The organism is Paenibacillus lemnae, from assembly GCF_012933385.1.
Lineage (GTDB): Bacteria > Bacillota > Bacilli > Paenibacillales > Paenibacillaceae > Paenibacillus_AQ > Paenibacillus_AQ lemnae.
Genome location: NZ_JABBPN010000003.1, coordinates 150,626 through 176,300, shown reverse-complemented (window position 1 = coordinate 176,300; position 25,675 = coordinate 150,626). Strand labels below are relative to the sequence as shown.

Sequence of the window (25,675 nt, the reverse complement as noted above, 5' to 3'; positions counted from 1 at the left end):
ATTATATAAATATAAATTCAATCAGACAGCAAGAAACCGCCATCACGAGATGACGGTTTCTTGCCTCTAATCCGCTGCCAGCCTGCCGGTATACATCAGCTTGTTATCATCTTTTTTGGTAATTTCAATGATACGTGTGCCGACCTTTTCCTTATTTAGATACACGTCAACATTAATCGTATACAAAACATGCTGCTTCTCATGTCTTGACAGCGGCGGTGACCAATATACCTTATCCCCTGACGAAACACTGACTGTCCGCCCCTGCTCTCTCACCTTATAATCCGTCGTATTCCACAGTACGAACTTGCCGCCAGAAGCGGTTAGTTCAATCTGGTCAGCATCCTCGGCCGTGATGGTTAGAGGAAGACCTGGCACACTGCTCATGGTCGGCGAGTACTGACCTAGCGGAAAATCGACGTTAGGTTTGACTTCGATCGGCATTCCGTCGGCAGCATATGCGGTAATCGCCAAGCTTGGAATGAGGCCGCCCTGCTCTTGCCCGTTCTGATTATCCACCAGAGCGAAAGTCATAACAACAAACAAAAGTGCAGCGCTAATCATCGCGGCCGTGCGCAACCTCCGCCGACGCACAGGGTGAATGTTCTCCAAATATCCCTCTGAAGGAGTGCCGCTGTCCGAGCGCGCAAGTGTGATCACCCGATCTTTAAGTTCCTTCTCCGCCTGAATCCGGTTCATACCGCTCACGTATTTCCGGTTAATCTTCATCCTCAAACCCTCCTTGTATCATAATCCGAAGTTTTCCCTTCGCCCGCTTCAGCTGTGTTCGAACTGTAGCCTCATTCAGATCCAGCAAATCGGCGATCTCAGAAGTCTTGTAGCCTTCGTAATAATAAAGATGGATCACCAGCCGATACTTACGAGGCAGCATCAGCACATGGGACAGCACATCCATCTCCTCGGTATCCTGATCGATAAGCGGGACGTTCTCCACCGGAGCGAACCATCTGCTCCAAACCGACCGGGACAGGTCCTGGCACTGATTGATGGTGACCCGAATGAGCCAGGCTTTCTCATGCTCCATACTGGAGAAGCCCTGCCGGTATCTGCACAGCTTGATCAGGACTTCCTGACACACATCCTGTGCATCTGCTAAATTCCCGGTGTGGCTCAGTGCAAGCCGAAGCACCATATCTGCATGCCGGTCGACCTGTTCACGGAAGAGATCAGCCGCATTCCCGAAGTCCCTGCACTCATCCAACTGCTTCACACCTCCTACATAGAACACGATCCGCTGAGCTGAATTGTTTCATGCACTCTGCAAAAATATTGAGGTTCAGATCTCTTTTTTCACTCGGCCCCTGGAGGGAGGCATGCCTTTATATTTCTTGTACAGCTTCGTAAAATAATTCGCATTGTCACAGCCTACGCGCTCGGCAATCTCCGTGATCGTCAGGCTGCTTTCCTGCAGCAGCTGCTCCGCCAGCGCGATACGGCATCCATTCATATACTCCACGAACGTCTGACCGGTCAGCTTCTTAAACATTTTGCAAAAATGGTACACGTTCAGTCCGACTTGACCTGCGGCATCCGTGACTGACATTTTTTCTGCCGGATTTGCTTCTATGTGCTCGATCAGCCCCTTAAACCGGTCGCGGTTCGGAAAATAGGGAGCTGCCGCCCCGCCCTGCGGGTGCTGAGGCAGAAAACGCCGCGCCAGCAGCGTGAACAGCGCATGCAGCTTTGATTTGACGACAAGCTGATATGCCGGGGGCTGATCCGCCATCTCCTCAATCGCTTCAAATAAAAGCGGATATGCCCCCTCACAGGCGTCGTCCTCCTCAGCCGGCTTAACCGGAAAACGCAGCCGGCCTTCCAGATAAGGCGATACAAACCCGGTGTGCACCGGGTCATGAATAAAGTCGTGAAAAAGTGCTCCGTTTACGACGACCGAATCATAATTCACGTTCCCATCCTCCACCGCAAACCCCACATGCAGCGCCCCGGCAGGGATAACCAGCACCTCACCTGTCTGTGCCATGTAAGGTCTGCTATCTATGTGGAACTGCGCCTTGCCGCTGCGCATCACGATAAATTCAAAATGCTCGTGCCAGTGCAGATATAATACACACTCCCCCACCTTCATTTCAGAACACCGATTCTGAAAGAGCTGAAACGGATGGGATTTATGATCCATACGGGTATTCTCGTGAAGCGCTTCCATATTTGTCACTGGCTTCTCCCCCTTAAACACAAGATAAGACTAATAATGCACAACATTGTATAGAGTCATCGGGCAGCTGCCGGACTATAATGAGTGTGTCAAGAAGACTATAAGCCAATATTGGAGTGAATTTCAATCATGAATCATGAAATACGTATAGGTACTTTAGTAGGCGCTCCCAATGCCGCCCGGGTCATTCCGCAAATTCTTCCTCACGGGTTTGAGTCCTTCAATCTGACCTTTTGGCAGACTACCGGTGACCTCGATCTTCCGGAAACCGCCAAAACCATCCGGGAGGTTACGGACGAACATGGTGCGGTTATTTCGTCACTCAGCATCTTCGGCAATCCGCTTACGGGAGCCGGAGACAGTGCCGATACCCTGGCAAGCTGGGAACGGGCCATCGACCATGCTCATCTGTTCGGTGCGGACATCGTCTCCGGCTTTACAGGCCGGCTGCCAGGGCAGCCGATTAACGAATCCATCCCGAGGTTCAAAGAGGTATTCGGAGAGCTGGCGCGCCGGGCAGAAGACCGCGGCGTTCGCATCGCCTTTGAGAACTGTGACATGGGCGGAACCTGGCAGACCGGAGAGTGGAACATCGCTCACGGCCCGGCAGCCTGGGAGATGATGTTTGATGCTGTTCCGAATGAGAATGTCGGATTGGAGTGGGAGCCGTGCCACCAGATGGTCAGCCTGATCGATCCCATCCCGCAGCTGCGCAAATGGGTACATAAAGTTTTCCATGTTCATGGCAAGGACGCCACCATTGCCTGGGATGTCGTCAAAGAGCAGGGGATCCATGGACCGAACCCTTTTGTATGGCACAGAACTCCCGGCTTCGGGGACACCAACTGGTCAGACATTATTACCATTCTGCGCCAGCATGGATACCAAGGCACCATCGATATCGAGGGCTGGCATGATCCGGTGTACAAGGGAGAACTGGAAATGACCGGACAGGTGCATGCACTGAACTATCTCAAACAATGCCGTGGCGGAAGCTTTATCCCTAATCCGGTGTAAAGATGGAGATGAATTTGATGGATAAAAAATACCGTGTTATTGTAGCCGGCTGCGGCGGTATGTCCAACACATGGGTGGAGTACGCCCTCCAAAGACCGGACACGGCCATTGTCGGATTGGTGGATCTGCAGCCTCAGCAGGCAGCCAATCTCGCTGCCCGCCACGGGCTCGACTGCCCTGCTTTCACCGATATCAATGAAGCGATTGCTGACACAGGAGCCAATATCGTATTTGACGTGACCATTCCCGCTAGCCATTACGGGATAGCGATGGCAGGTCTTAAGCAGGGCTGCCATGTTTTTGGGGAGAAGCCTCTGGCCGAAACCTTCTCTGATTGCCGGGACATTGTCGCTCTCTCCCAAGAGACAGGGCGTATCCAGGCTGTCATGCAGAACCGCCGCTTTGATCCGCGTATTCGCGCCTTCCGCCAACTAATCGCGGACGACACGATCGGCAGAGTCGGATATGCTGGAGCAGACTTTTTCCTCGGGCCGCACTTTGGCGGCTTCCGTGAAATTATGGACAGTCCGCTGCTGCTGGATATGGCCATTCATACCTTCGATCAGGCCCGGTTCATTCTTGGTGCGGATCCCGTATCGGTCTACTGCCATGAATTCAACCCGCCCGGATCCTGGTTTAACGGCAATGCCATGGCACTATGCATCTTCGAAATGTCCGATGGATCGGTGTTCAGCTACCGCGGCTCCTGGTGTGCCGAAGGTGTACCCACATCCTGGGAAGCGTCCTGGCGCGTTACAGGAGAGCGTGGCACCGCCATCTGGGATGGACACAATGAAATTTACGCTGAAGCGGTCAACAAACCAAGCCTGGATGAGAGCGGTAAACCCAGCTTTATTCAACAGCAGAACCGCATTGAAGCTGAACTGCCTGTCATGGACAAAACAGGACATCACGGCTGCCTGGAGGATATGTTCTCCGCCCTGAAATCCGGCACGCTGCCGGAAACGTACTGCGGTGATAATCAGTACAGCATGGCGATGGTGCTCGCCTCTCTGGAAAGCGCCCGTACCGGGCAGAAGGTACTCATTGCAGATTTGATGGGATAGCAATACACGCAATACACAACATGTGCCCGTCCCCAAAAAATCAGGCCCGCTCAGCAGATCAAACTGCTGAGCGGGCCTGATTTTTATAACCCTTTTAAATAGCGGATCGCGGATAGAAACTCCTCTGCAAACCGGGCATCAATATGTTTGCCCGACTGGGCAGACAGCTGATTCTCCAAAGCATGTAAAGCTTGAACCCGCTGTTCTCCTTCTTCCTGCTGAGCACGCTCCACTTTGACGAGCAGACTGTGATAAATCCCTTCATTTCTAATCCTTCCCTTATCCTTCGCGCGAGCCATCGCTTCATCCAAATGCTCAAGCTTTATATGGACCACAACTTGATTAGAAGCGGCGGACTCCCCACTGGCGTTTCTTGCCGTAACATAATAGGTGTACACGACCCCTGGCTCAATCGATCGGTCATAGAAGGTATCCACCTTGGCGGTTCCCGCAAGCACCACAGGTTCACCGTCTCCTTCACGGTAAATGTCATACTGGACGGCGCTTCCATGAGAGGTCCAGATCAGCCCTACAAAACCGTCCCCCTTCAGTCCGGTAACCAATTCAGATGGCGGCTGAGGCACCGGCATAGCGATCGTAAGCGATGAAGAACGTGATGATTCACCTGCCTCATTGACGGCAGTGACCTCGTAGGTATATCCGTTCTGATTCGGGCTGACGCTCCGGTCTGTAAAGGCCGGTTCTGCCGCAGTTCCGATCCTCGAGTATCCCTGTTCTCCATCGGCTTTGCGGTAGATGGCATACTCTTCTGCATGAGCCGCGGGTTCCCAGCGAATCGAGAAGGAGGACGGTGTCACATCAGCTGATGAAAGCCCATCAGGTGTCCCCGGTTGACTTACCGGAGCTTTCGTCGTCAACGTGACAGCCGGAGACAGATCAGATTCACCGCCAGCACCCAAGGCGGATACTCTGTAAGTATATTCAATAGAAGGCTGGACAGCAGTGTCGGTAAAATTGTTCTTGAGTGTGGCTGCAATCCGCTTAGCCTCTCCTTCTCCTTCGCTCCGGTAAACGGCATAAAGGGAAGCCTCTTCCACAGCGGACCATGCCAGCGTGACGCTCCTGCTTCCAGCTTTACTTACATTCAGCTCAGCCGGGGATCCAGGCGGTGGCTGACTTTCATCATATAATGCTGCTTCTGCGATTTGGGAGTAGCCAGATTCCCCACCAGCATGGACAGCACTGACCCGATAGCGGTAGGTCATGCCCGGTTCCGCATCTTCATCCTTAAAGTGAAGAGACTGCGTCGTGCCAATCACATTAAACTCACTTTCTGTTTCAGCTTGTCGGTAAACCAGATAAACGCCGGCATCTTCAACCGCCTGCCACTGGAGATCCACCAAGCGCCCCTCTGCCGCAGCAGCTGTCAATCCGGACGGCTCTTGTACTGGCGGTTCAAGGTCAGGCCTTGATGGCTTTATGATGACGAAATAGTTCATACGCGACGTGCTCCCGTTCGGTCCCATCACCACAGACGATCCGGCAGGGTAATGCTTCTTATACAGCCGGAACGACACCGGCTGGCTGTCTTCGATGGTTAGTCCTGTATCTTCATAGGCAGATGCCAGCCATGACGGTTTAGGCGATATCCGCTGGTCGTGTGCAACATATACGTCCGCTTCAGCCGTCAAATAAAATGAGAGCAGCCGGTCGCTTGTCGCACTGCGGGAACCTACCGCCGTACGGATCCATTCCATTCCCTGAACTTCTTCCGGAATAGTCACGAATGTATACGGACTGCTTCCCGTCATTCGGTCGCCAGCAACATAATCTCCGATTTGAAGATGATTCTGAACCGACCAGTTCACAGCGTTCTGGCTGCCGCTGCCGCTGTTATCATCCACCCTGGCGCTCCGAATGACGTCCCCATTCATCGCAGTCAGAGGTTCGGGCTCAGGCTGCGGCTCTACCGGAGGCTGAGGCTCAAACGGGCTGCCTGACCATGCAGGCGGGATCATAGGATATTCGGAAGGAAAACCGGGCGCCGCAAGCTCATTCAAATACTGCTCCAGATTGGTGTAACCGTCCCCGTTTTGATCTTCGTTCCGATCCTCCGGATCATCCGGATTTAAGCCATGGGCCAGCTCCCAATCGTCCGGCATCCCGTCTCGGTCTCTGTCAGCCGGACCTTTCCCTGACTGCAGTTCCGGGAATCCTCCGGCATCATTTTCATGGCCGATAATAGCTCCCGTCTGATTGCGCACCTCCTCTGTCACCCGGATATCCACCGCATCCCGGATCAGTGAGGCACCCGCGTAATTCAGCACATACTCCAGTGCAGCTTCGAGGTTCTGGGTATGCACCGGCGGGTATTCAAAACGCTCCGGAACCAGGACACTTGGACGGTCGGCCTCCATCATGCCTGCACCGGTATCCGTGCCGTCCAGCATTCCATTTTTATTACTGTCTATTTTGTTACCATCCAGGTACAAGCTGTAGTTCTCATTGCCGCGTACGACCGCGTACTCTGGATCCGCTGAGTTCAAGCCGGCGATGAAATAATTGCCGACAACATTGCCATAGCCCTTGGTTCCGGACTCTCCTCCGGCCACATAGGGATAGCCACCCCAGTTATAGACCGTATTATTCACGAAATCAATCTGTCCCTTGGTCTTAGGGTTTCTGTCGTTATTATGCGCATACAGGTTATGGTGCATGGAGATGGTATTCATCTCAATGAGGCCGCCCATAGAATGGGTTAACAGCCCTTCGGAAATGATGGACCACTGAACAGTAATGTTTTTGGAGAGAGGTTTATCGTAGTTTTTACTCTTGATGGAGAGCACCTCGTCGGTTCCCCAGGAAAAGGAGGAGTGATCGATAATGACATTTTGGCAGTCTTCAAAATACATCGTGTCATCGTTAAAATCCTGTTTACCTAGACGAAAGCGAACATACCGGATGACGATATCACTGCAGTTGATGAACCGGATATTGTTGCCCCGGATTGTCACCCCGTCCCCGGCAGCGGTCTGCCCGGCAATCGTGATGTTCGACTTGTTCTTCACTACAATCTGAGGAATGGTGATTTCACCGGAAATCCCGAACACAATCGTTCTCGGTACAGAACCGGCGGTCATCAGTCCATCATGAAATGTACCCGGTCCCGTCAGCTCACGGCTGGTAACATAGTAGACCTCACCGCCCCGTCCTCCTGCTGCTGCATAGCCGAAGCCTTCTGCACCCGGAAACGCCGGCAGCTGATCATAAGCCGCCTCGGCCGGTGAAGATGATATTGGAAATAAGCCCAGGACTACGGCTAGGCAGAGAAACAGCATGCACCATCTTTTCATTTTGACACCTCCCAATCATTTCTCAAGCTCTTTCACCGCCATTAAAGGGATATTTAAAGGCGTTCTTTGTATCCTTCAACTCCCCCCTTTTCCTTGAGTTCAGCGTTAGCGTAAAAGAACAACAGGTAGAGGGCAACCCTCCATTCATGCAGATCATACACAATTCTGTGATTGGACGGGCCGGGGCAGAAAAAGCAGTTACGTGGAATAATTGTGTGGTCTCGGATGCGGGGCGTGGGCTTGAAAATAAAAAAAGGGCGTTTTTAAAGTAGATGATCTACTTCAAAAACGCCCCTCTGTTTATTAACTTGTTTTTCAAAATTAAAAGAGTCTGCTGTATGCAGCCAATTTAGTCGGCTAAAGGTATCGTATAGAACTTACGCTGTCCATGTTCATTGGTGTACCATACTACCTGGTTATCTATAACTGCCGGGTCCGTCTCCGACAAGACAAAATGCTCCTTCGTCTGAACGCTCCCCTGCGCCGTTCCCTCTCCATTTATAAACACATACTTGAGGTTTTCCCGTGTCCCCTCCATATCAAATTCCTGCCACAGTACCATCATTCGTTGATCAGAGAGTTTTACGATTTTTGGAATGGAACCTATCGCTTGGCTTCCGGTATACTTCGCCAAGGTAATATGCCTTACGGCACTATTGTTCAAATTGTTTTTAGGTACAGCACTTATAATGATATCCCTTTGATCCTTTTTAAGACCTACCATCTCAAAGGAGGTATAAGCTCTGACCAGGGAATGGTCGACTGTATTCATAGCGGTTAAATAATGGCTTGAGGATTGTTTAAATCCGCCGATCGAAACCCCTGTCATATTGGCGCCTATGCTCCCCGGAATTTGATAAAGTTCCACCTCGGTATATCGGCTGCCGTTTTCTTTTTGCAGGACAACCGATCGAGGAAAGGCATCCCCATGGTCCAGGAGTACATGCTGGCTGCCGTCAAACAGAACATATTGGTCGAACGAATGACCGACATGATTGGTCTGAAATTGCCCGAGATCGTTGACAACGGTCATCGTTGGCGTGTTTACAATCAAAGTAAGCTGGGACTGATGATTAAGTCCGTCCGCTGTCGTGTATCTGAGACGGGAAGTATGAAATACAAGCTTATCACCGTGCTCTTCCATCCGTCCGGCCGCGAATTGGAACGGAGTTATGGTAAAGCTCTCTCCACCCGTAACGGAAACACTATTCAGCCTATTAAATTCTTTATCGTAGCGCACAATCCGAATGACTTCCTTCTGATTGTTCTCCTCTTTGTTCTCCTGGCCAAAAGCAATATAATTGTATGTCTCCCCGCTGTAGAACCCGCCAAAAATCGGAAGCTCAAAAGGTAAAGAGCGATGAGATATCAAAGTGTACTGTTTATCGTAGGTTTCAATTGTGACTTTCTCCCCCGCTTCAATGACGCTGATGGTTTGATCCTTATTCTGCACTAGATTGGTTTGAACGGTCTCCTTCCATCTTGGAAAATAAGATGATACCGCATTGTCCTGCAGCTGGTACTTAAAATCTGCCCGGTATGAATGTTCAACCGGTTTGCTGAGCACTAAAATCTGACCTGCGTTTTGATCATATGCGACCTTAAATGACAGCTTTTGGGCCAAGTCTCTTAATTGAAAATAATTGCTGCCATCTATATTGTATGCCTTCAGCAGCTGCAGTTCTCCATCAATCAGAACTTTTGAATCTGTAAAACGGGCTTTATAATTCTGATTCTTGCTGTAATACATGCTTGCCGGCTTGGATTCAAAAGCGTAGCTGCGCCCTGTCAGAATCTCCACCGCGTTCTTGCTTTTATTAAAAGTGACATTAAACTGGCTGGTAGAACCGGATAGATTCTCGGCAATATCACGAAGCTTGTAATAGTTGCTGCCCCCAATATTAAATCCATCCAATACCTGGCTTTCTCCATCAAAAGATATCCAGGTAGCTGCAGCTCTCGCGATAGCGGCTTTTTCCGCGAAAACTGGTTTTGGCGTCAGTGCTGACAAAGCCAGCAAACATAGCACCAAGATAAAGCTCATCATCTTTCTCATGTTTCATCCCCCGTTATGTATTCAAATTTAGTTCTATAAGTCCATTAAAGTTCTTTAGACCTATTTTTAACATTCCTGATTTTACCATAGAAAATATGCCCAACACAGTGTTTTTCTTATCATGCGGGTGCAGATGAGAAAAGCCTATCCTAAGTTTAGAAAAATCCAACTTAAGATAGGCTTTGAATGCTTTGAAGAAAAGCTTACACAGCTGCAATCTATATTTGTATAAATCCTGAGCCTTATGCCCATCGTTGTTCCACAGTCATAACTGCCCCGGTCACCAGCCGGACCCGGTAACGGCCATAAGCCTCAGCATTGGGCGCAATCCTCTCCCCGTCCACATGAAAGGAGAGTTCCTCATTGAATGAGTTCTCCTTATTGAAAGTGCTCTCTGTATCAACAGAGGCCTTCGCAAAGAGAGGCGTTCCATTCTCGAGCGTACTGCCTCCTGTAGTGACTCCTGCAGGAAGCTGCAGCGCGATATCTGTATCGCGCTCCGCGTGAAGCTCCGCTTTGAAGAAATGGCGCTCCCTATCCCACTCCATGGACAAATGCCCGGTGCAGAACCTCCACCGCTTCACCTGTCCGCTCTTCCAGCCGGAGGGCAGAGCGGGAAGAAGCTTCACCAATCCCGGAGAGACATAGAGCAGCATCTCCTGCACTGCATTCACCCAGCCGAGCGCGGCGTCGAGCTGCACGGGCGCGGTGGGCATATCCATGCATATGCCCATGCCGCGCCAGTCGTTATGGAGGGTGAACAGATTGGGCAGCAGGCAGGACCGGGACAGGTGGCCGAGACAGTCGAGTGCCCGGTTCCCGTCGCCAAGACGGGCATACACCGAGGCCATGTGCGCTAGCGACCATCCGCTTTGGGCGCCCAGCTTCCGGAGTCTGACCGCGGCTTCAAAAGCCGCAAACAGCTCCGGCTGCTCCTCCCGCTCTACCTCCTGTCCCGGAAACATCGGGTACAGGTGAGAGAGGTGACGATGCTCATAGCGGTCCGCAAATGTCTCATCCAGCCATTCACGCACGGCTCCATCGCCATTCACGGTATATGGCGGAAGAGCCTTCAGCAGCTCCTCCCACCGCTCCACCTCTCCTGGCTCACAGTCCACGACATCAGCAGCTTCCAGCATCGAAGAGAGCAGTTCCTTCATCAGTGCAATGTCCATGGTCGAGTTGACGGCGGTTGGCATCGGGTGGGCGAGCTGCACGCCGTCCGGCGGCATAAAGTTCAGCGGGGTATTTTCAGGGGAAACCGAAGGATAGATCTTGATCTGGCCGCTCTCATGTTCTATCGTCAGAAAATCCTCGTAAAACCGCAGAGCTTCCCGCATAAACGGCCAGGCTGTCTCCTTCAGAAAGGTCTCATCCCCGGTAAAACAGTAATGCTTGTAATAATGGCTTGCCAGCCATGCCGCTGCACCCGTCCAGTTTAGAATGACGGGAACGATCTGATTTGGCACGCCGCTGCCGGGAGTGGTTCCGGCGGGAATGTAGATCCCCTGGCAGCCGTACAGCTTGAGCGCATTATTACGAAAATCATCCATAAGCCCGCCGTAATAGCGGTACAGCGATCCTGTCAGCTCTCCCAGTCCGCCTACATGAGCATGCCAGTACATCATCTGAATATTCTCATTGGCCATGTTGTGGCACCAGACCAGCCGGTAGTCTCCGCCCCAAAGACCGTAAAGCCCGAAGGGCTGGTCTTTCCTCCCGGTGCCGGAGATAAAGAGGTACCTGCCATAGGCCCACATCCGCTGAACCAGCTCTTCAGGAGCTTCTCCCTGATAAGCATCCAGCAGCAGCCGCTCGTTGGACACATGGGCATCAGAACGAATCCCGTCTCCCAAAGTGAACGAAGCGGACTCAAACAGGGGACGGTGGAGGGATACATGCCGTTCCAACAGCTGATCATAGCTCAACGTCCTGCCGGCCAGCTCCTTCTTAAGCTTATTCCATTCCGCCTCACGGTCATGGGCGCCAGCAAATACACGCACCACAGCGGTTATACTGTGGGCACCCTGAAATTTAAGCTGATCGCCCTCCTGAATGATTTGTCCACCTTCCGGGATCAACTGCATGACCGCCCCAAAGTCCAGTCCGTCGTCATTGCGGCCGGCATAGCAGACAACAGAAGGTTGGATCATGACACTCACAGACTCCTGCAGCTCCTTATAACGCGGGTCATCCTGCCATCGGTCGCTGGGATGCAGCTGAAGAGTGATACCGCCATCCAGACAAGCTTCCGGCCGGTCACCATGAATTCGGTACACAACACAATCATCCGCGCGGGAAACAAATAAATCCCGAGTCCAGCGGGTGACTCCGTCATTCCAGCTCACACTGACCTCTCCCGTGCTCATTTCCAAAGCGCGTTCATATCGGGTGAAGGCTTCCTGCTGCGGCATATTCAGCTGTATCGCAGCCACAGGAAAGCGGGAGGCCAGTGCCGAAGCATATCCACTTTCCTTCAGCGCGTTTGCCAGTGTCCAGCTTGCCTCCATATAGTTTCCTTCATCCATATGCCTTCGGGTCTGCTCAAGCGTATCGGACACATCAGGCAGTGGATCCCTGCGCCCCCAATGCCATAGATCTGCATGGTTAAGCAGGATCGTCTCCTGCTGGACACCGCCGAACACGGAAGCACCAATCTCGCCATTGCCCGACGGAAGCGCTTCGCGCCACATGTTCTTCCACCAGGAGGCCGGAGATTCAAGCCGCATCCTCAAATACTCTCCACCTCCCTGTCATTTGCTTCATTCAGCTTTTCCATCTCGATGCTGGCGAGGAGAAAAGGCGCTACCCCCATCAGCGCATCACTGACCACTTCCTCACTCAAATAGTAGGCATAGGATCCATCCCGGTAAAATCCGTTTCCTCCGAGTCCAGCACCATGGCAAATGCCGTGAAGATGCACGCCTTCGCTGTCTTCCGTCACGAATCGGTCCAGTATACCCTGATAAGCCCGCTGCACAACCTGTGGATTCAGTTCCGAAACATATCCCTTGCGGATCCCTTTAGCCAAAGCATAGGTCAGCATGCAGGAGGCTGAAGCCTCCAAATAATTGCCTTCCCGGCCATTCTGATCCATAACCTGGTACCATAGGCCGCTCTCCTGATCCTGAACATGCTTGAGCGCATGAGCCATGCGGTGAAAAATACCCATGATCTGTCCCCGCTTCGGATGGTCCTCCGGAAAATGATCCAGCGCGTCCACCACTGCCATGGCATACCAGCCCATGGCGCGTCCCCAGACATGCAGCGAGCGTCCGGTCGTCCGGTCGCACCATTGCTGCTCCCTGCTCTCGTCCCATGCATGGCACAGCAGACCGGTTTCAGGGATGCGCGTTCTGCTCTCAATCAGCAGAATCTGGAGTGCGACCTCATCGAAGAAACGATCTCCTCCGAATCGCCGTGCGTATTCGGCAAGAAACGGGGAAGACATATAAACGCCGTCGAGCCACATCTGGTAAGGGTAGATTTTTTTATGCCAAAAACCGCCCTCACTTGTTCTCGGCTGACCGATGAGCTGCTTCACGAGAAGCGAGATCGCCTTCTCATATTTGGCATCGCCGGTCTTCTCATGCATCAGGAACAGATTCTTGCCCTGATTAATGTGATCGAGATTGTAATCGTTCAGCCGGTAAGTACGGATACCGCCGTCCTCTGTGATGAACAGCTCCATGTGATGCTGCAGAACGTCCATGAACCGGGGTTCCCCTGCATGCTCAGACAGCCTGCCCAGCGCCATCAGTGCCATGCCGGACACGTAGCCCCACTTGTTGGCCATCTTCGGGTGATCTCTCTGCTCGCAAGCGCTCAGAATGGCCTCTCCGATTCGAACGGACCAGGCCGGCCGGGTCTTCGTCTCGGTCTCTGTCATCATGATTCTCCTCCTTGTTATCAGGAAAGCTTAGAAAACTCGGTACCCTGATGTTATGCGTTTAAGATCTTAGTGTCCGGATGCTTAGTATTCGCGCGCGTTGTTCCTGTAAGCTTTATTTCCGCAAGCTCCAATTCCGGAAGCTCCTCGAAGTTCAGCGGGAGCTGTACCTCATACAAGTTGGCATATCCGTTCTTGTCGCTGGTGAACAGCAGGCGGCTTCCATCTGCACTGAATCTGGGGTGGGCATGAACCTTCTGTGAATGAAAGCTGCATCTCAGCTCGCACAGCACCCGGGGGCCCTGCCATTTGCCATCTGTCTTTCGCCATACGCACAGATTCTTGACCGGCCCCTTGCCGTCCACCACCGCCTGCCCGAGACCATCCGCATGAGAATGCCAGGTATCAAAGGCAAAATCGGTTTCCTCCATGCCTGAATTATCATACTTGATCCTTCCATGAAAGTTCGTCCCGTCTTCACGGAAGCCATGGTAGCCAATCGTTTCTCCGTCGGGGTAAAAAAACTCATGCCCCACCTTCTCCCGCGGCTCCAGACGCTCACGGATTTTCCAAGCGCTTCCCGTCCTCAGGTCCAATCCCCAGATCCGGTGATCCACCAGGTGCCAGGGCCCCTCGTGGCAGTAGGTGATCAGCCATGGCAGAACCGGTGAAGCATTGATATGGGTTATAAAAGCGTGTTCCTCATGGATGGTTTCCGCTGTACCGGATCCGGCCTCCACGGCAATAATCCGGCTGAGCGGCGATGCCTCCATCAGTTCCCTGTGACCGACATAACCATTACCGAGATCCAGGCGGATGCGCCGGGACAGATCCTCCTGAATACAGGTCATGACATACTTACCGTCTGCCGTGCAGCTGAGATTGCCAATGTTGAAGCCTTCCGGCGCTGTATACAGCAGCTCTTCTTCGAGCGTTTCCAGGTTCAGCCGGGTGATTCCCCGTCCGAACTTGAAGAACGCTTCCTTCTTTACAGGGTTCAGGCAGGCATCCATGTAATCATTGTCTTTCAGGTCTGTCAGCTGCAGGATCTCCCCGCTGTCCCGGTCCAGGCTGTACAGATTCGTGCTGTTTCCGCGGTCTGACATCAACAGCAGTCTACGATCCCCGTCATACCAGCCGCCCTCAGTAAAATACAGATGATAGCTGTGCGTCTTGTAATTCGTCAGCTGGCGCACTTCAATGCCGGTGATCCGGTCACTATAGGTGCTCCATTCGGCAGGCCATATTGTTCCTTTGCCCATGGTCATCCTCCTCATTGATAGAGATTACAGCAGCGGCAGCAGCCCTTCCCACTGCACGGACCAGCTTCCATCCTGCGGGAAGCCCGGAAGTTCCTTGTTATCGGCACCATCCCAGCCGCATGCCATCATGGCGACAGCAGTCAGCAGGCCGCCGTTGCCTGGAAGGTAGACGCTTAATCCCGGACGCTGATAGTTGTGTCCGTTCGGCAGATATCTATTTTTCGTTGCTTCCATCAGCAGAAAGTCAACAGCCAGCTCCCGCTCACCGAGCCTTGCTGCGGTCATGGCGCACATCGGAAAATCCCAGCCCCAGGCGGACTCCCATATCCAGTCCTTCTGAACCCGCTTCAAGGTATTTCTCATCACTTCAGGGTCGACAAGCGATCCCGGAAGCATGCCAAGGGCTCCCACCATGGATGGGTGATCGTGGTTCTTCTCCGTAAAGGTGTCCGGACAATGCTCATGTGCCAAATACACCCCGTCCTGCTGGGGCGGACGCGCCATCGCCCCCGCCACCCTCATCCAGTCCGGATTAGCCGGACGTCCCAGGCGCTCAGCCCAGCGCTGAGCCACTTCCAGACCGTATTTCCAATATTCCAGCTCATACGGCGGATTCATACTGCCCTGCATCGGATGGCACTCCTGTGCCGGAATGAGCGGCGGGCCGAGATCATAAGCGTTCCTTTCCGGATTTAAATGTGCATACGACACCATGAAATCCGCGGCTTCAAATACAATGTCCGCATAGCGATCCAGTGTCTGAGTGCCGGGTTCAGCCCGATAGATCAGCTCTGCCAGTGTCATTGGATGCGGCTGCTGCCAGATCAGCCCCACGGCTACGGCGGACGGGCTCTGCAGTCCATCAAAGCCGACCATCTTCGGCCACCGGGCACCGGCATAACCCTGCGAGACTGCCAGCTCCTTGGCCAGCGGCAGAATGCGGAGATACCAGTCCATGCTGTTCTTCAGCAGGGATACCCGGCCCCACAGCGGAAAATGAACCGCATGCCACCAATGCATCTCCAGATGAGCTTTGCCGAACCAGCTGTTGTACATGAGGCCCGTTTCCTGCGGCGGAAGCTCTCCGCTGCTATGAATGGCGGTTAGATACTGGGACAATACAACTCGCCGCTCCAGCTCGCCCGCCCGTTCATCCACAGATCCCGAGAAATCCACTGCACCTCCGCTTTTCCAGAACGACTGCCAGCCTGCCCGGCTGGAATTCTCCACCTGCTGTAAGGTGGTACGGACGGGATCAGCAGAGGCAAAGGTCAGCGTACATTCCAGACGGTCTGTTCCATCCGAGCCGTGCAGCATCAGCTCATGGACCCCGGTGCGCTCAAGCTTTCCTGCACTCCACGTCCACCGGATCTCATAACGGTCTTCATCCATACTCCGGCTCAGCAGCGCCTCACCCGGCTCCTGCCCGGTCACTTCCGTCTGGTGGCGTTCATCCTGATCCCATCCCGGAAATACCGCCTTCGACCAGCTGGTATGGGTCATATCCGGAGCTGGAAAACGTGTAAACAGCTGAAGGCGCCCCTCCTGAATCAGCGGTGAGGATATGGAAATCCCTAAAGCATCCACCTCCTGATGGCAGCTCGTCACCACCGTAACGGGCTGGCCATCCACACTGAACCGGCTGGTGATAATGCCGCTCCATAAATCCAGCTCCTGCCGGATATCTTCCAGCTCATGCAGCTGGACCTCCTGTCCGCCGCGATGCTTAAGCTTCAGGCCGATCTGTCCCAGCTGCAGACGATGCGGATTCTGGCGGAGCCAGTGATATGCCTCTGTCCGGTCTTCCGGCTTCATCGGATAAGGCACCTTGCGGCCATACGTTTCGAATTCCTGATAGACAATTTCCTCTGCCGTACAGCGCCCCGGTCCTCCGGTATAATGCCAGCCCCAGTTCGACTGCGTGCCAAGCGGGGTTTCGTAATCCTCATAAAAGGTCTGCAAGCCCGTCACATCGACGCTGAAGCCAAACTCCCCGTTACCGATGGACAGGGGAGCGAGCGTCTCTGCCTTCGTCAGGACCGGGTTATGGCGCGATACGATTTGCTTTCGGTTCAATTTCATGTGGTTTAGCATCATTCATCTCCTTCCATTCCGTAATTCCTATGTGTTCTTGTGATTCCTGATCGGGACCGCTGCGGTATTTCATCATTTCACGGTATTTGCCTGGTGTAATGTTCTTATATTTTCGGAACACGCGGATAAAGCTGTTCTCGTGCACATAACCGACCCTGCCGGCGATGTCCGAGATCCGGTCATCACTATCTACCAGCAGCTCCTCCGCACGGTCCATCCGCAACTTTGTAAAATATCCGTAAATCGTGTCATTGATCTCCTGCTTGAACAGCTGGCTTGCCAGACTGACACTGATGCCTGCACTGTCCGCAATCTCCTGAATACCGACAGGTTCGGCCAGATGCTGTTTCATAAATTCAATCATCTTCCGGCACTGCACAAACTCTTTGCTCTCCATCAGACTGTTGAAACGCCGGGCCAGCTGCACCGCTTCATGGCTGAAGTCCTTCAGAATATCCTCCAGAGTAAGGGTATGCAGTTCCTCAAGCGGCTCTTCTTCCCGTTCCAGTTCCACTGCTTCCCGCAATCCGATCCGGTGGAGCCGTTCCTGAATGGGCCTTAGCTTCAGAATCACTCTCGATGGATAGTCATTCTCCGTCCGCAGCTCCTCCCCGAGATCCACGACAAGATTCAGCACTCGGGTTTCATCGCCGCTTTCGACCGCAGCAGCAAGTTCTCCCGCCCAATCCGCTTCCGTGCCTTCGGACTTTTCCCCAGGCTCATGATCTGCCACCTCGCGGAAAAAGACAATGCTGCCCTTTCCCCGGTACAGCCGGTATCCCAGTGCATTATCTGCTTCCAGCATGGCCTGCTTCAGCTCCCCGGCATCCGCATGGACAGCGCTGATCCCCATGCTGATGCTGAATCCCAGCATCCGATCTACCACATCCGCCGCTTTTTGCAGGTATGGTTCACCCGGCTCATCACCCGATTTCAGCTGGAGCACGATGCCCAGCTTATCCTTGCCAAAATCGGAACATTCCGAACGCCAGGCCGGAGAAAGAACCTCGGTAATGATGTTAGCCAGAGCAAACTTTAGCAGAGAACGGTCAGTTCCAGAGTACCGTCGTGACCAGCACTCAAACTGATCGATGGAGACCACGGCAATCAGAACAGGCTCACTGCTCCAGTCCTGAAAGCAGCTGCTCCACTTATCCCGGATGCTGCGGATTCCAGAGCGGTTTCCCACGTAAATGTCATACAAAAATTTGGAGGAAACCTCCGGCATCGTCTGCCGGATCAGCTGCGAGAGCTGGGCGTGATCGCTGAGAAGCTCGGTGGTCAGGCGCTCCAGATGATGAAGGTCCGTGCCCGGCAGCTCGCTTTCGTTCTTGCGGAACAGCTGCTGAATCCGGCGGATCGGCCTGAATGTGAGCGTCTGGATATACATGATCGCCAATACGCCGACCAGAAGGGCTGCTGCGGAAATGGACAGCACGGCATTGCGAATGCTTTTGGATTGGGCCAGCAGGCTCTCCTGGGATACAGCAGATATGTATTTCCAGCCGGTCAGCGGTGAATCCAGCCGGTTTACCAGAAAGGAACGATCCTGATACAGGAAATCGCCGGGTTCACTGCCGTACTCATTTCCATGGCTGCCAGGCTCACTCATAACTGCCAGTTCCGCCATGGCCTGGATTCCCTCTCCATCCAGCCCACCACCCGGCACGGTGTACAGAATGCCGCCGTCTGTATCGACAATAAACCGTGTCCGGTCCAGCCCTGTCCGCTGGGGCGGATGCAGCTTGGCGAAGATCTCCTCTTCCTTCAGATTGATGGCCACAATTCCCTTAAACTGGCCTTGGATGAGAATTTTTCGAAACAGCGTAATTTCAGATCCATTGCCCCGAAAGCCTGAACCGGAGGGAACCGACCGGTCGCGGACTAACATCTTGCGGTCACCGAACTCTTCTGCGACACCAATCCAGGCAGAGTCTGCAAAAGTAAGGCTGCTGGCGCTGTATCCCTGGGGCATGGAAACGAAGCTGCCGCGCTCAAGGTCATGTACATAAATGCTTTCGATATAAGATGTATTTTCGATCAGGGTAGACATAAAGGTATAAATTTCAGAAATATTACGGTAGGAGCTCTGATTCTCGGCCGTCAAAAAATTGTAAATGTTCGGATGCAGCGAGACGGCGATGGCAATCTGGTTGCTTTTATCGATATACTCATCAATAAAATTCATGCTGATCTGGAGCAGCTGCTGCTGCGGCTCGCTCAGCTCTTTCTGGAGAACCGATTTGGAGGAAAAATAGGATGTCAGGCTCACCGTCAGAATAAGGACGCATACGGACACGGTCAGGAACAGGACGAGCCGGGTTTGCGTATTGGTAAGCGTATAGCCAAGCCACTTCGTAAACGATTGCCACATGCGCATGACCACCTTTCACAGTATTTGTCTATTATACTGCGAACCCATCCCTTGCTCGAAACCGCTTACAAGATGCACAGCTGTCCCCTATCCCCTGCAAGCTTTGCAGCACACCCCTAGCCTGCCGAATGCTCCAGCTTTTGTTTTATTTCACTGTCCAGCAGCATCGCTCTGGTTTCCATTCCAGCCAGCATTACAATGCCGATGCCATGCGTATCATTCAAACGCCATCCCAGCTCGTGCTTGTAATAGTGGTTGGTGAACGAATAGCTGGAACCCCGGCAGACTCCGTACAGGTTACCATGCTTATCTATGGCAGTCCGGCACAGCCCCTCCCATGCGGATATGGCCGCCTGCTTATAGCGGTCGCCATCTTCCAGCCAGCCGCAGCGCACACCGCGGGCAAAGCCGAACATAAACATCGAGGTGCAGGAGGCTTCCGGGTAAGACTCATGATCAGTCAGCACCTGGTGCCACATGCCTTCTTCGTCTTGAAGAGCGAGATAACCCTCGGCCAGTTCTCTGTAAAAGACCAATATATCCTCATATGATGGGTGCTTCTCCGGCAGAACAGCGAGCAGCTCGGTCAGGGAGAAGAAGACCCAGCCATTGCCCCGTCCCCAAGGTGTCAGCGTCGGCTTGCCCTGTGCGACATCATACACATGGGACATGATCTGACGGTCCTGCATATATAAGTATTTCTTGTACAGGAGCAGTTGATCGGCTGCTTCCGACAGATACAGCGGATTGCCGGACAGCTCGGCATAGCGGCACAAGAATGGCACACTCATGTACATATCGTCGCACCACATCGTATTGTTCATGCTGACGGACACGCCCACCCGGCGGTACAGCGCTCCATCCGGCAGGCGGTCCTGCCGGCTCAAAATATACTGTGCAATATGCTCCGCAGCTACCTTGGCACCCTTCAGCGGACCAAGCCGGTCTGCAAGAATGGCGAGTGCGCCGAACGAGCCGCAGTCATCGAGGCTGTCGATATGGGACAGCTGGTTGTTAAGTCCGGCTGCGCCGAACGTTTCCCGGTCCCATAATGAATATTCATAGGCCGAGGTTGCGAACTCCACATGGCGCCTCACATAGTCGGTATAGTCCGGGCGGGAGAGTCCCTGTCCTGTCGTCAGCAGGCCGTACAGCGTGACGCCGAGCGGATAATTCCAGCGGCCGAACAGCTCGTTCTCCAGAAAAGGACGGGCATAACCTTCCGGCTGGGCCGTCCGCCAGGTCAGGGGGCTGTCGCCTTCCGGATCCTTCACCAGATCTTCGACAGCGTACAACAGAGGATCATGCTCCAGGCTTCCGGACAACGGACCCAGATACAGCCATGGTTCCCTTGCTCCCAGGACGTTCCTGGGTGACTGAAGCTGAAGCTGGGCCGTAAGCGGCGTTTCCTCCAGCGAGAAGCCCCAGCCGTCTGCTCCGTATTCACTATAGATGAACAGATCACCTGCAGCCTTGCCTTCCGAGAACTCTACAGTCACATGAAATGCGCCCGGCTCGTCTTGGCGGTACACCTCTTCCCCATTCAAGAGGACACGGATCGGACTGTATGCCGTTCCCGTCAGCACGCCGCCCGCAGTACCGGCAGCGGTGCTGACTTTGGTCCAGGCATACGCGCCCGCTCCCTCATGATGGCCGTACAGCTGCAGCATCTGTCCGCCCGGAGCCCTGCCCCCTGATGTTTCATCCTCTGCAGTACTGTCCAGCGCAGCTGCATCTTCCGGCAGCCACTTCATCCCTGTGGCGGCTTCCGGCACCGAGGTGTCCGGAAGCCATGGAAGCACTTTATCCGTCGGCCTGGTATACAGCCACCCTTCTTCACCCTCCCGCTCTAAGGAGGGAGCGAGGAAATGATAAGGAAAGTTCTTACGGTTGCTGGTTCCAAACACCGCACCCTGTCCGCGGCCCAGCTCCAGCACCATATGATTCCAGCCCTTTGTCAGCGAAAGCTTCAGCTTCAGCTGCCGGCCATCTTCCTCTTCAGAAGAGGATCCGAACACTTGAATTCCGTTGTGATGCAATTTGACTGGCCCGAGGCAGGAAAGCGTAAAGATAAAGCTCTGGGCTTCTTCGATCCACAGCTTTCCCCAAGCGTATACATGCTGACCCGCATCATCCTCAGGAAACAAGTCCTCACCGGGAAATATATACCGGTGATCCTCTCCCTTTCGGATCGGCTGTTTCCGGGTCACGCGGTAGACAGGACCATGCATCGGATGGCTTCCGATATACCGCTGGGCCATCACGGTGAGTACATGCTCGATCCCCGGGCTGGCTGTATGCCTCGCAATGCTTTCTTCCTGATCAAAATAACGCTGCTGCATCATACGCCCCCCTTCCTGTTCACGGCGAGCTCCTGCTGCGGGGAGCTGCCCAGCATCTCGGACAATCTCACCGGACGGTTTTCCTGAGCCGAACGCCACACACCTTCTCCAGTGGCTACCGCATAAGCACCGTCCTCCGCTCCGGATAAGATGCGGAACGGCCTGCTGCTGTCCTCTCCCATGAATAAGTCCTCCAGCAGCAGCGGGTCTCCGCCGCCATGTCTGCCTTCCCGCTGAACAACATGGATCGTCTCTTTGGATCCGAACAGCGGGAAATAGTCAATCGTCTGAACCGGTGTCGGAAATGGAATCCGGGAGGGAATATGATATTCCACGGTCTCCAGCCGGCCTTTGGTTCCATTGATGGCAAGGCGGTAACCTTCATAAGGAAGTGAGAAATTCACCGAATAGCTCATCATGGCACCGCCATCGTAACGGACGACCGCGGCGTAAGTGTCCTCAATTTCAATATCCGAGTCGAAAACGCAGCGGTCCGGACGGTAGCCTGTATATGGAAAGGCACCCTGCTGCCCGCCCAGTGAACCCAGATGGTCATCCTGGACGGCGAGCTTTTTACTTCTTGCATTCCATCTGGAGTAGTAGGCACACTGACTGCTGACATCGCAGGTGCCGCAATGACGGCCATCCTCTCGCTCCGGGTTCCATTCACTATCCGCTCCGTAGTAATTCAGAGCGCCGTACGCAAATACCTCAGCCGGCTTCTGTCCAATCCACCAGCTGGCCAGATCGAAGTGATGTGTGCTTTTGTGGATCGACAGCCCGCCGGACAAAGCCCGCTCACGGTTCCAGCGCTTGAAGTAGCTGGAACCGTGATACGTATCCAGGTACCAGTTCAAGTCTACGGAGGTGATCCGTCCAAGCCGGCCTTCCGAGACCATTTCCTTGATCTTCGTATGGATGGGAGCATATCGGTAGTTAAAGGTCACGGTTACCGTGCCTTTGCTCCTGCTTTCTGCTTCTAGAATCTGGCGGCTGTCCTCTCCGGTGGTGGCCATCGGTTTCTCGCTAATGACATCCAGATCCATCTGAAGCGCCGACAAAATATATCGTGCATGCGTATCATCCCGCCCTGCGGCAATAATGCAGTCCGGACGGGTCTCCTCCACCATCCGGACAAATTCATCCTCACCGTAGGCCGGAATATCGGCCTGCTCCGGAAATCTGGAGCGGAACACTTCAAACCGGGCAAGATCGGGATCGAGCAGACCCACCAGCTCACTGCCGCCAGCAAAAGTGGTCAGGATCGGCTTCGCGAATTGGCCCAGGGCCCGGCCGCTTAGACCGCATATGGCATATCGTCTTCTTTTCATGGAATCCCCTTTCTGCGATAGGATTGTGATATGGATTACTGCTGCTGATTGGTTTTGGCATACCATTCCTGGACGCGTTTCGTTACTTCTTCGCCTCCGGACTGATACCAGCGCTCTTTGAACTCATCAAATTTCTCGATCGGCCATTCGCCGATAATGATCTTGGTGGAATACTCCTGGAACAGCTTGTGTGACTGGATATCCGGGAAGCCCTCGTACACCGTGCTCGGCAGCCCATCGCCCGCAATTCTTCTCGCATCTGCCGTACTCACTTCAAACATATCCCTTACCATCTGCTGCATATCTTCCGGAATCGTCTGTTCGATTCGGACGTCCATGTCCTCTTTCGTCGTCAGGTTGCGCATGCCCAGCGGAATCGGTCTGTCATCGCTTGGCGGAAGAAGTACTTTCTTGCCGTCCACGACCTCATGCTGCGCGCCTTCGATGCCAAAACGCACGAATTCCTCATGCTGCTTGTCATAGAAGAAATCCAGCAGCTTCAGCGCATCCGGAGCCTTTCCTTCCGATGCTTTCGGAATGACCCATTCCGGTTCACCCATGCTCTTCTGGGTCACATAACCTTCAAACCCTTCCACTTTGGGGAGCGGCATACCTGCAATGTAAGCATCGGGCGCTCCCTGACGCATCGCAGTCAGACGGTCGCGAATATTGGCAGGAAGATGATACCAGCTGCCGACGAGGTTGTTGTTGATTTTGGCTGTCCATACATCGCCTTTGTTCAGGAAAGTCTCATTATCAAGCAGCTTCTCCTCGTACAGCTCGCGGGCGAAAAGGATGGAGGCCTTCATATTCTCGGTAATCCCGGCATACTGAATTTCACCGTCGTAAGTATCCCACTCCGGGTATCCTTCCCACATGGCTACACCATACATGGCAAACAGATGATCCATCCAGCGTCCGAATTCCCGGCCGCTTGTAGGCAGCTCATCGGCTTTGCCGTTGCCGTTCGGATCCTTATCCCGGAAGGCCCGCAGCACATCCTTGTACTCTTCCACGGTCGCCGGCATCTCCATTCCGACTGCCTCGAGCCAGTCCTTGCGGATCATCGGCGCGCGCTCTGGCACAAGAAACACTTTTGGCACGTAATAGATTTTGCCGTCTTCTGAAGCAGACCGTACAATGTCCCAGGCCTCCTGAGGGATGTTCTTCCATACATTCGGAGCATATTCTGGCAGCAGTTCATCCAGCGCCAGCGCCCCGCCCTGTTGTATCAGCGTCTGCTCAATCCCGCCGATCGGACGGAGAATGTCCGGAAGGTCATCCGAGGCAATCATTAAGTTGATATACTCGGAGGGCTCGGAGCCCGGGGGTGTCGTAATCAGCTTATACTCCACCCCGGTTTGCTCTGCTACATATTTAACATGCGGATCATCACTGCCCGGAATTTTACCGATACCAATATGGCTTTTGAATACTTTAATGGGCACCGGCCCCTCGCTTCCGGCTCCTGGATCTTGATTATTTTCAGCTGTATTGCCCGATCCGCCTCCACCGCAGCCCGCAATCATCGTACACGCCAGGATGGCAGCCATGGCCTGCTTGGCCGGCCGGTTTCTGAACCACTTGAACATAAATCCCTCTCCCTTCATCTATGAACAAATTCCTGCTGTATTCACTGAAGTTATAAATCACACCGGTCCACTTCGATTGAGAACCATCTTCCGATCGCTGTTATCCCCGAATTTTTTTCGATTTTATTACACCTCAAGCGGGAAAATTCAGTGATAGCGTATGCTTCCGATGCTAGCTTTCCTTCGGAAAGCTTTGAGCGACCGCTCCGCTTCTCCAGATTGGTTCTCACTCTACGTTAGACATGTGAATTTATTCTCAGTCTATACAGCTGCTATTCTTTCAAGGATCCCAGGAGGGAGCCCTTGACGAAGTATTTCTGCAGGTACGGATATACCATAATGATTGGAAGCGTCGCGAAGATGATCGTCGCTGCTTTCAGCGTCGTCGTGTTGAAATTGTAATCACCCAGGAACATGTTCACAGCTGCCAGCTCCTCCGGTGAGGTTAGATAGGCGCGAAGCTTCATTTGCAGCGGCCACTTCTCCGGATCACGGATAAACAGCACCGCACGCTGGAATGTGTTCCAGTATCCCACCGCATAGAACAGGCCGACCGTGGCCAGCACAGGTTTAGACAGCGGGAGATAAATCTGGAACAGTAGCCGGAACTCGTGGCAGCCGTCGATTCGGGCCGAATCATCCAGCTCTTTGGGAATGCCCATAAAAAACGTCCGGATGATAATCATGTTAAAGGTCCCGATCACACCGGGGATAATCAGCGCCCACAAGGAGTTCATCATGCCCAGCTCACGGACTGTCAGGAAAAACGGGATCATCGGCGCATTGAAGATCATCGTAATGACGATGCCCAGCATGACCGGCCTGCGCAACCAGAAATCTTTCCGTGAAAGTGGAAACGCTGTCATGATTGAAAATAGCATACTAATAAGGGTACCGGCTACTGTAATGAACAGCGTAATGCCGAATGAGCGCCAGAGCTCTCCGTTTTGCAAGATCTGCTCCCAAGAGGCGGTCGTAAAGTCGACCGGGAACAGAAACACCTGCTTCGAATCCGCCGCGATCGGGGAACTGAAGGACATCGCCAGCAGATGGAGCAGCGGAGTGATCATCGTTGCCGCAGCCGCAGCCAGCACCATATAGTTAATCCATTGAAACGCCTTTTCTCCTGTTGATTGTCTCATC

The 25,675-nt window shown here is 53.4% G+C and carries 16 protein-coding genes; 2 read left to right on the top strand and 14 right to left on the bottom strand.

Going from position 1 to position 25,675, the window contains the following annotated elements:
• Window positions 1–66 precede the first annotated feature (66 nt).
• The 3 genes from HII30_RS04475 to HII30_RS04465 form a co-directional block, all read right to left on the bottom strand.
• The gene (locus HII30_RS04475) at window positions 67–729 is read right to left on the bottom strand and encodes a hypothetical protein (protein ID WP_169503810.1); all 663 of its coding nucleotides are present in this window, start codon (window positions 727–729) and stop codon (window positions 67–69) included.
• A complete protein-coding gene (locus HII30_RS04470) occupies window positions 719–1,231 on the bottom strand; it encodes a sigma-70 family RNA polymerase sigma factor (RefSeq protein WP_169503809.1) in 513 nt (170 codons plus the stop codon). Before HII30_RS04470 ends, HII30_RS04475 begins: the two co-directional genes overlap by 11 nt.
• A gap of 66 nt (window positions 1,232–1,297) precedes the next feature.
• Window positions 1,298–2,185 (bottom strand): helix-turn-helix transcriptional regulator, encoded by an 888-nt coding sequence (locus tag HII30_RS04465; RefSeq protein ID WP_169504085.1) that lies wholly within the window; start codon window positions 2,183–2,185, stop codon window positions 1,298–1,300.
• 138 nt (window positions 2,186–2,323) lie between these two features.
• Here HII30_RS04465 and HII30_RS04460 point away from each other — a divergent pair, with 138 nt between their 5' ends.
• Window positions 2,324–3,211 carry a sugar phosphate isomerase/epimerase family protein gene (locus HII30_RS04460; protein WP_169503808.1) on the top strand — a complete coding sequence of 296 codons (888 nt, stop codon included), beginning with the start codon at window positions 2,324–2,326 and terminating at the stop codon, window positions 3,209–3,211.
• A 17-nt stretch (window positions 3,212–3,228) separates the two neighbouring features.
• Entirely contained in the window at window positions 3,229–4,278 is a 1,050-nt protein-coding gene (locus HII30_RS04455) for a Gfo/Idh/MocA family protein (protein ID WP_169503807.1), read from the top strand.
• Window positions 4,279–4,361: 83 nt separating this feature from the next.
• Here the strand turns inward: HII30_RS04455 and HII30_RS04450 are convergent, their stop codons facing one another.
• The 11 genes from HII30_RS04450 to HII30_RS04400 form a co-directional block, all read right to left on the bottom strand.
• The gene (locus HII30_RS04450; RefSeq protein WP_211184432.1) at window positions 4,362–7,592 is read right to left on the bottom strand and encodes a pectinesterase; all 3,231 of its coding nucleotides are present in this window, start codon (window positions 7,590–7,592) and stop codon (window positions 4,362–4,364) included.
• Between the two features lie 349 nt (window positions 7,593–7,941).
• Window positions 7,942–9,648, bottom strand: coding sequence for a hypothetical protein (locus HII30_RS04445; protein ID WP_169503806.1), 1,707 nt, complete (start codon window positions 9,646–9,648; stop codon window positions 7,942–7,944).
• Between the two features lie 242 nt (window positions 9,649–9,890).
• Window positions 9,891–12,377, bottom strand: coding sequence for a glycosyl hydrolase family 95 catalytic domain-containing protein (locus HII30_RS04440; RefSeq protein WP_169504084.1), 2,487 nt, complete (start codon window positions 12,375–12,377; stop codon window positions 9,891–9,893).
• Window positions 12,378–12,379: 2 nt separating this feature from the next.
• Entirely contained in the window at window positions 12,380–13,537 is a 1,158-nt protein-coding gene (locus HII30_RS04435) for a glycoside hydrolase family 88/105 protein (RefSeq protein WP_169504083.1), read from the bottom strand.
• A gap of 53 nt (window positions 13,538–13,590) precedes the next feature.
• Window positions 13,591–14,799: an oligogalacturonate lyase family protein gene (locus HII30_RS04430; protein ID WP_169503805.1), complete on the bottom strand. Its 1,209-nt coding sequence runs from the start codon at window positions 14,797–14,799 to the stop codon at window positions 13,591–13,593.
• A 24-nt stretch (window positions 14,800–14,823) separates the two neighbouring features.
• Complete coding sequence (locus tag HII30_RS04425; RefSeq protein WP_169503804.1) at window positions 14,824–16,881, bottom strand: glycoside hydrolase family 65; 2,058 nt, start codon at window positions 16,879–16,881, stop codon at window positions 14,824–14,826.
• The gene (locus HII30_RS04420) at window positions 16,844–19,267 is read right to left on the bottom strand and encodes an AraC family transcriptional regulator (protein ID WP_169503803.1); all 2,424 of its coding nucleotides are present in this window, start codon (window positions 19,265–19,267) and stop codon (window positions 16,844–16,846) included. Before HII30_RS04420 ends, HII30_RS04425 begins: the two co-directional genes overlap by 38 nt.
• 116 nt (window positions 19,268–19,383) lie before the next feature.
• Window positions 19,384–21,708 carry a glycoside hydrolase family 88/105 protein gene (locus HII30_RS04415; RefSeq protein WP_343045064.1) on the bottom strand — a complete coding sequence of 775 codons (2,325 nt, stop codon included), beginning with the start codon at window positions 21,706–21,708 and terminating at the stop codon, window positions 19,384–19,386.
• Window positions 21,609–22,940, bottom strand: coding sequence for a Gfo/Idh/MocA family protein (locus HII30_RS04410; protein WP_169503802.1), 1,332 nt, complete (start codon window positions 22,938–22,940; stop codon window positions 21,609–21,611). Before HII30_RS04410 ends, HII30_RS04415 begins: the two co-directional genes overlap by 100 nt.
• Window positions 22,941–22,975: 35 nt before the next feature.
• A complete protein-coding gene (locus HII30_RS04405; protein WP_169503801.1) occupies window positions 22,976–24,532 on the bottom strand; it encodes an extracellular solute-binding protein in 1,557 nt (518 codons plus the stop codon).
• A 272-nt stretch (window positions 24,533–24,804) separates the two neighbouring features.
• Complete coding sequence (locus HII30_RS04400) at window positions 24,805–25,674, bottom strand: carbohydrate ABC transporter permease (protein WP_169504081.1); 870 nt, start codon at window positions 25,672–25,674, stop codon at window positions 24,805–24,807.
• Window position 25,675 lies beyond the last annotated feature (1 nt).

Coding starts and splice junctions, on each gene's coding strand:
- HII30_RS04445 (WP_169503806.1), bottom strand. CDS start 9,648: ATGAGAAAGATGATGAGCTTTATCTTGGTGCTATGTTTGCTGGCTTTG.
- HII30_RS04440 (WP_169504084.1), bottom strand. CDS start 12,377: ATGCGGCTTGAATCTCCGGCCTCCTGGTGGAAGAACATGTGGCGCGAA.
- HII30_RS04430 (WP_169503805.1), bottom strand. CDS start 14,799: ATGGGCAAAGGAACAATATGGCCTGCCGAATGGAGCACCTATAGTGAC.
- HII30_RS04465 (WP_169504085.1), bottom strand. CDS start 2,185: ATGGAAGCGCTTCACGAGAATACCCGTATGGATCATAAATCCCATCCG.
- HII30_RS04400 (WP_169504081.1), bottom strand. CDS start 25,674: ATGAGACAATCAACAGGAGAAAAGGCGTTTCAATGGATTAACTATATG.
- HII30_RS04475 (WP_169503810.1), bottom strand. CDS start 729: ATGAAGATTAACCGGAAATACGTGAGCGGTATGAACCGGATTCAGGCG.
- HII30_RS04435 (WP_169504083.1), bottom strand. CDS start 13,537: ATGACAGAGACCGAGACGAAGACCCGGCCGGCCTGGTCCGTTCGAATC.
- HII30_RS04420 (WP_169503803.1), bottom strand. CDS start 19,267: ATGTGGCAATCGTTTACGAAGTGGCTTGGCTATACGCTTACCAATACG.
- HII30_RS04450 (WP_211184432.1), bottom strand. CDS start 7,592: ATGAAAAGATGGTGCATGCTGTTTCTCTGCCTAGCCGTAGTCCTGGGC.
- HII30_RS04405 (WP_169503801.1), bottom strand. CDS start 24,532: ATGTTCAAGTGGTTCAGAAACCGGCCGGCCAAGCAGGCCATGGCTGCC.
- HII30_RS04425 (WP_169503804.1), bottom strand. CDS start 16,881: ATGAAATTGAACCGAAAGCAAATCGTATCGCGCCATAACCCGGTCCTG.
- HII30_RS04455 (WP_169503807.1), top strand. CDS start 3,229: ATGGATAAAAAATACCGTGTTATTGTAGCCGGCTGCGGCGGTATGTCC.
- HII30_RS04460 (WP_169503808.1), top strand. CDS start 2,324: ATGAATCATGAAATACGTATAGGTACTTTAGTAGGCGCTCCCAATGCC.
- HII30_RS04410 (WP_169503802.1), bottom strand. CDS start 22,940: ATGAAAAGAAGACGATATGCCATATGCGGTCTAAGCGGCCGGGCCCTG.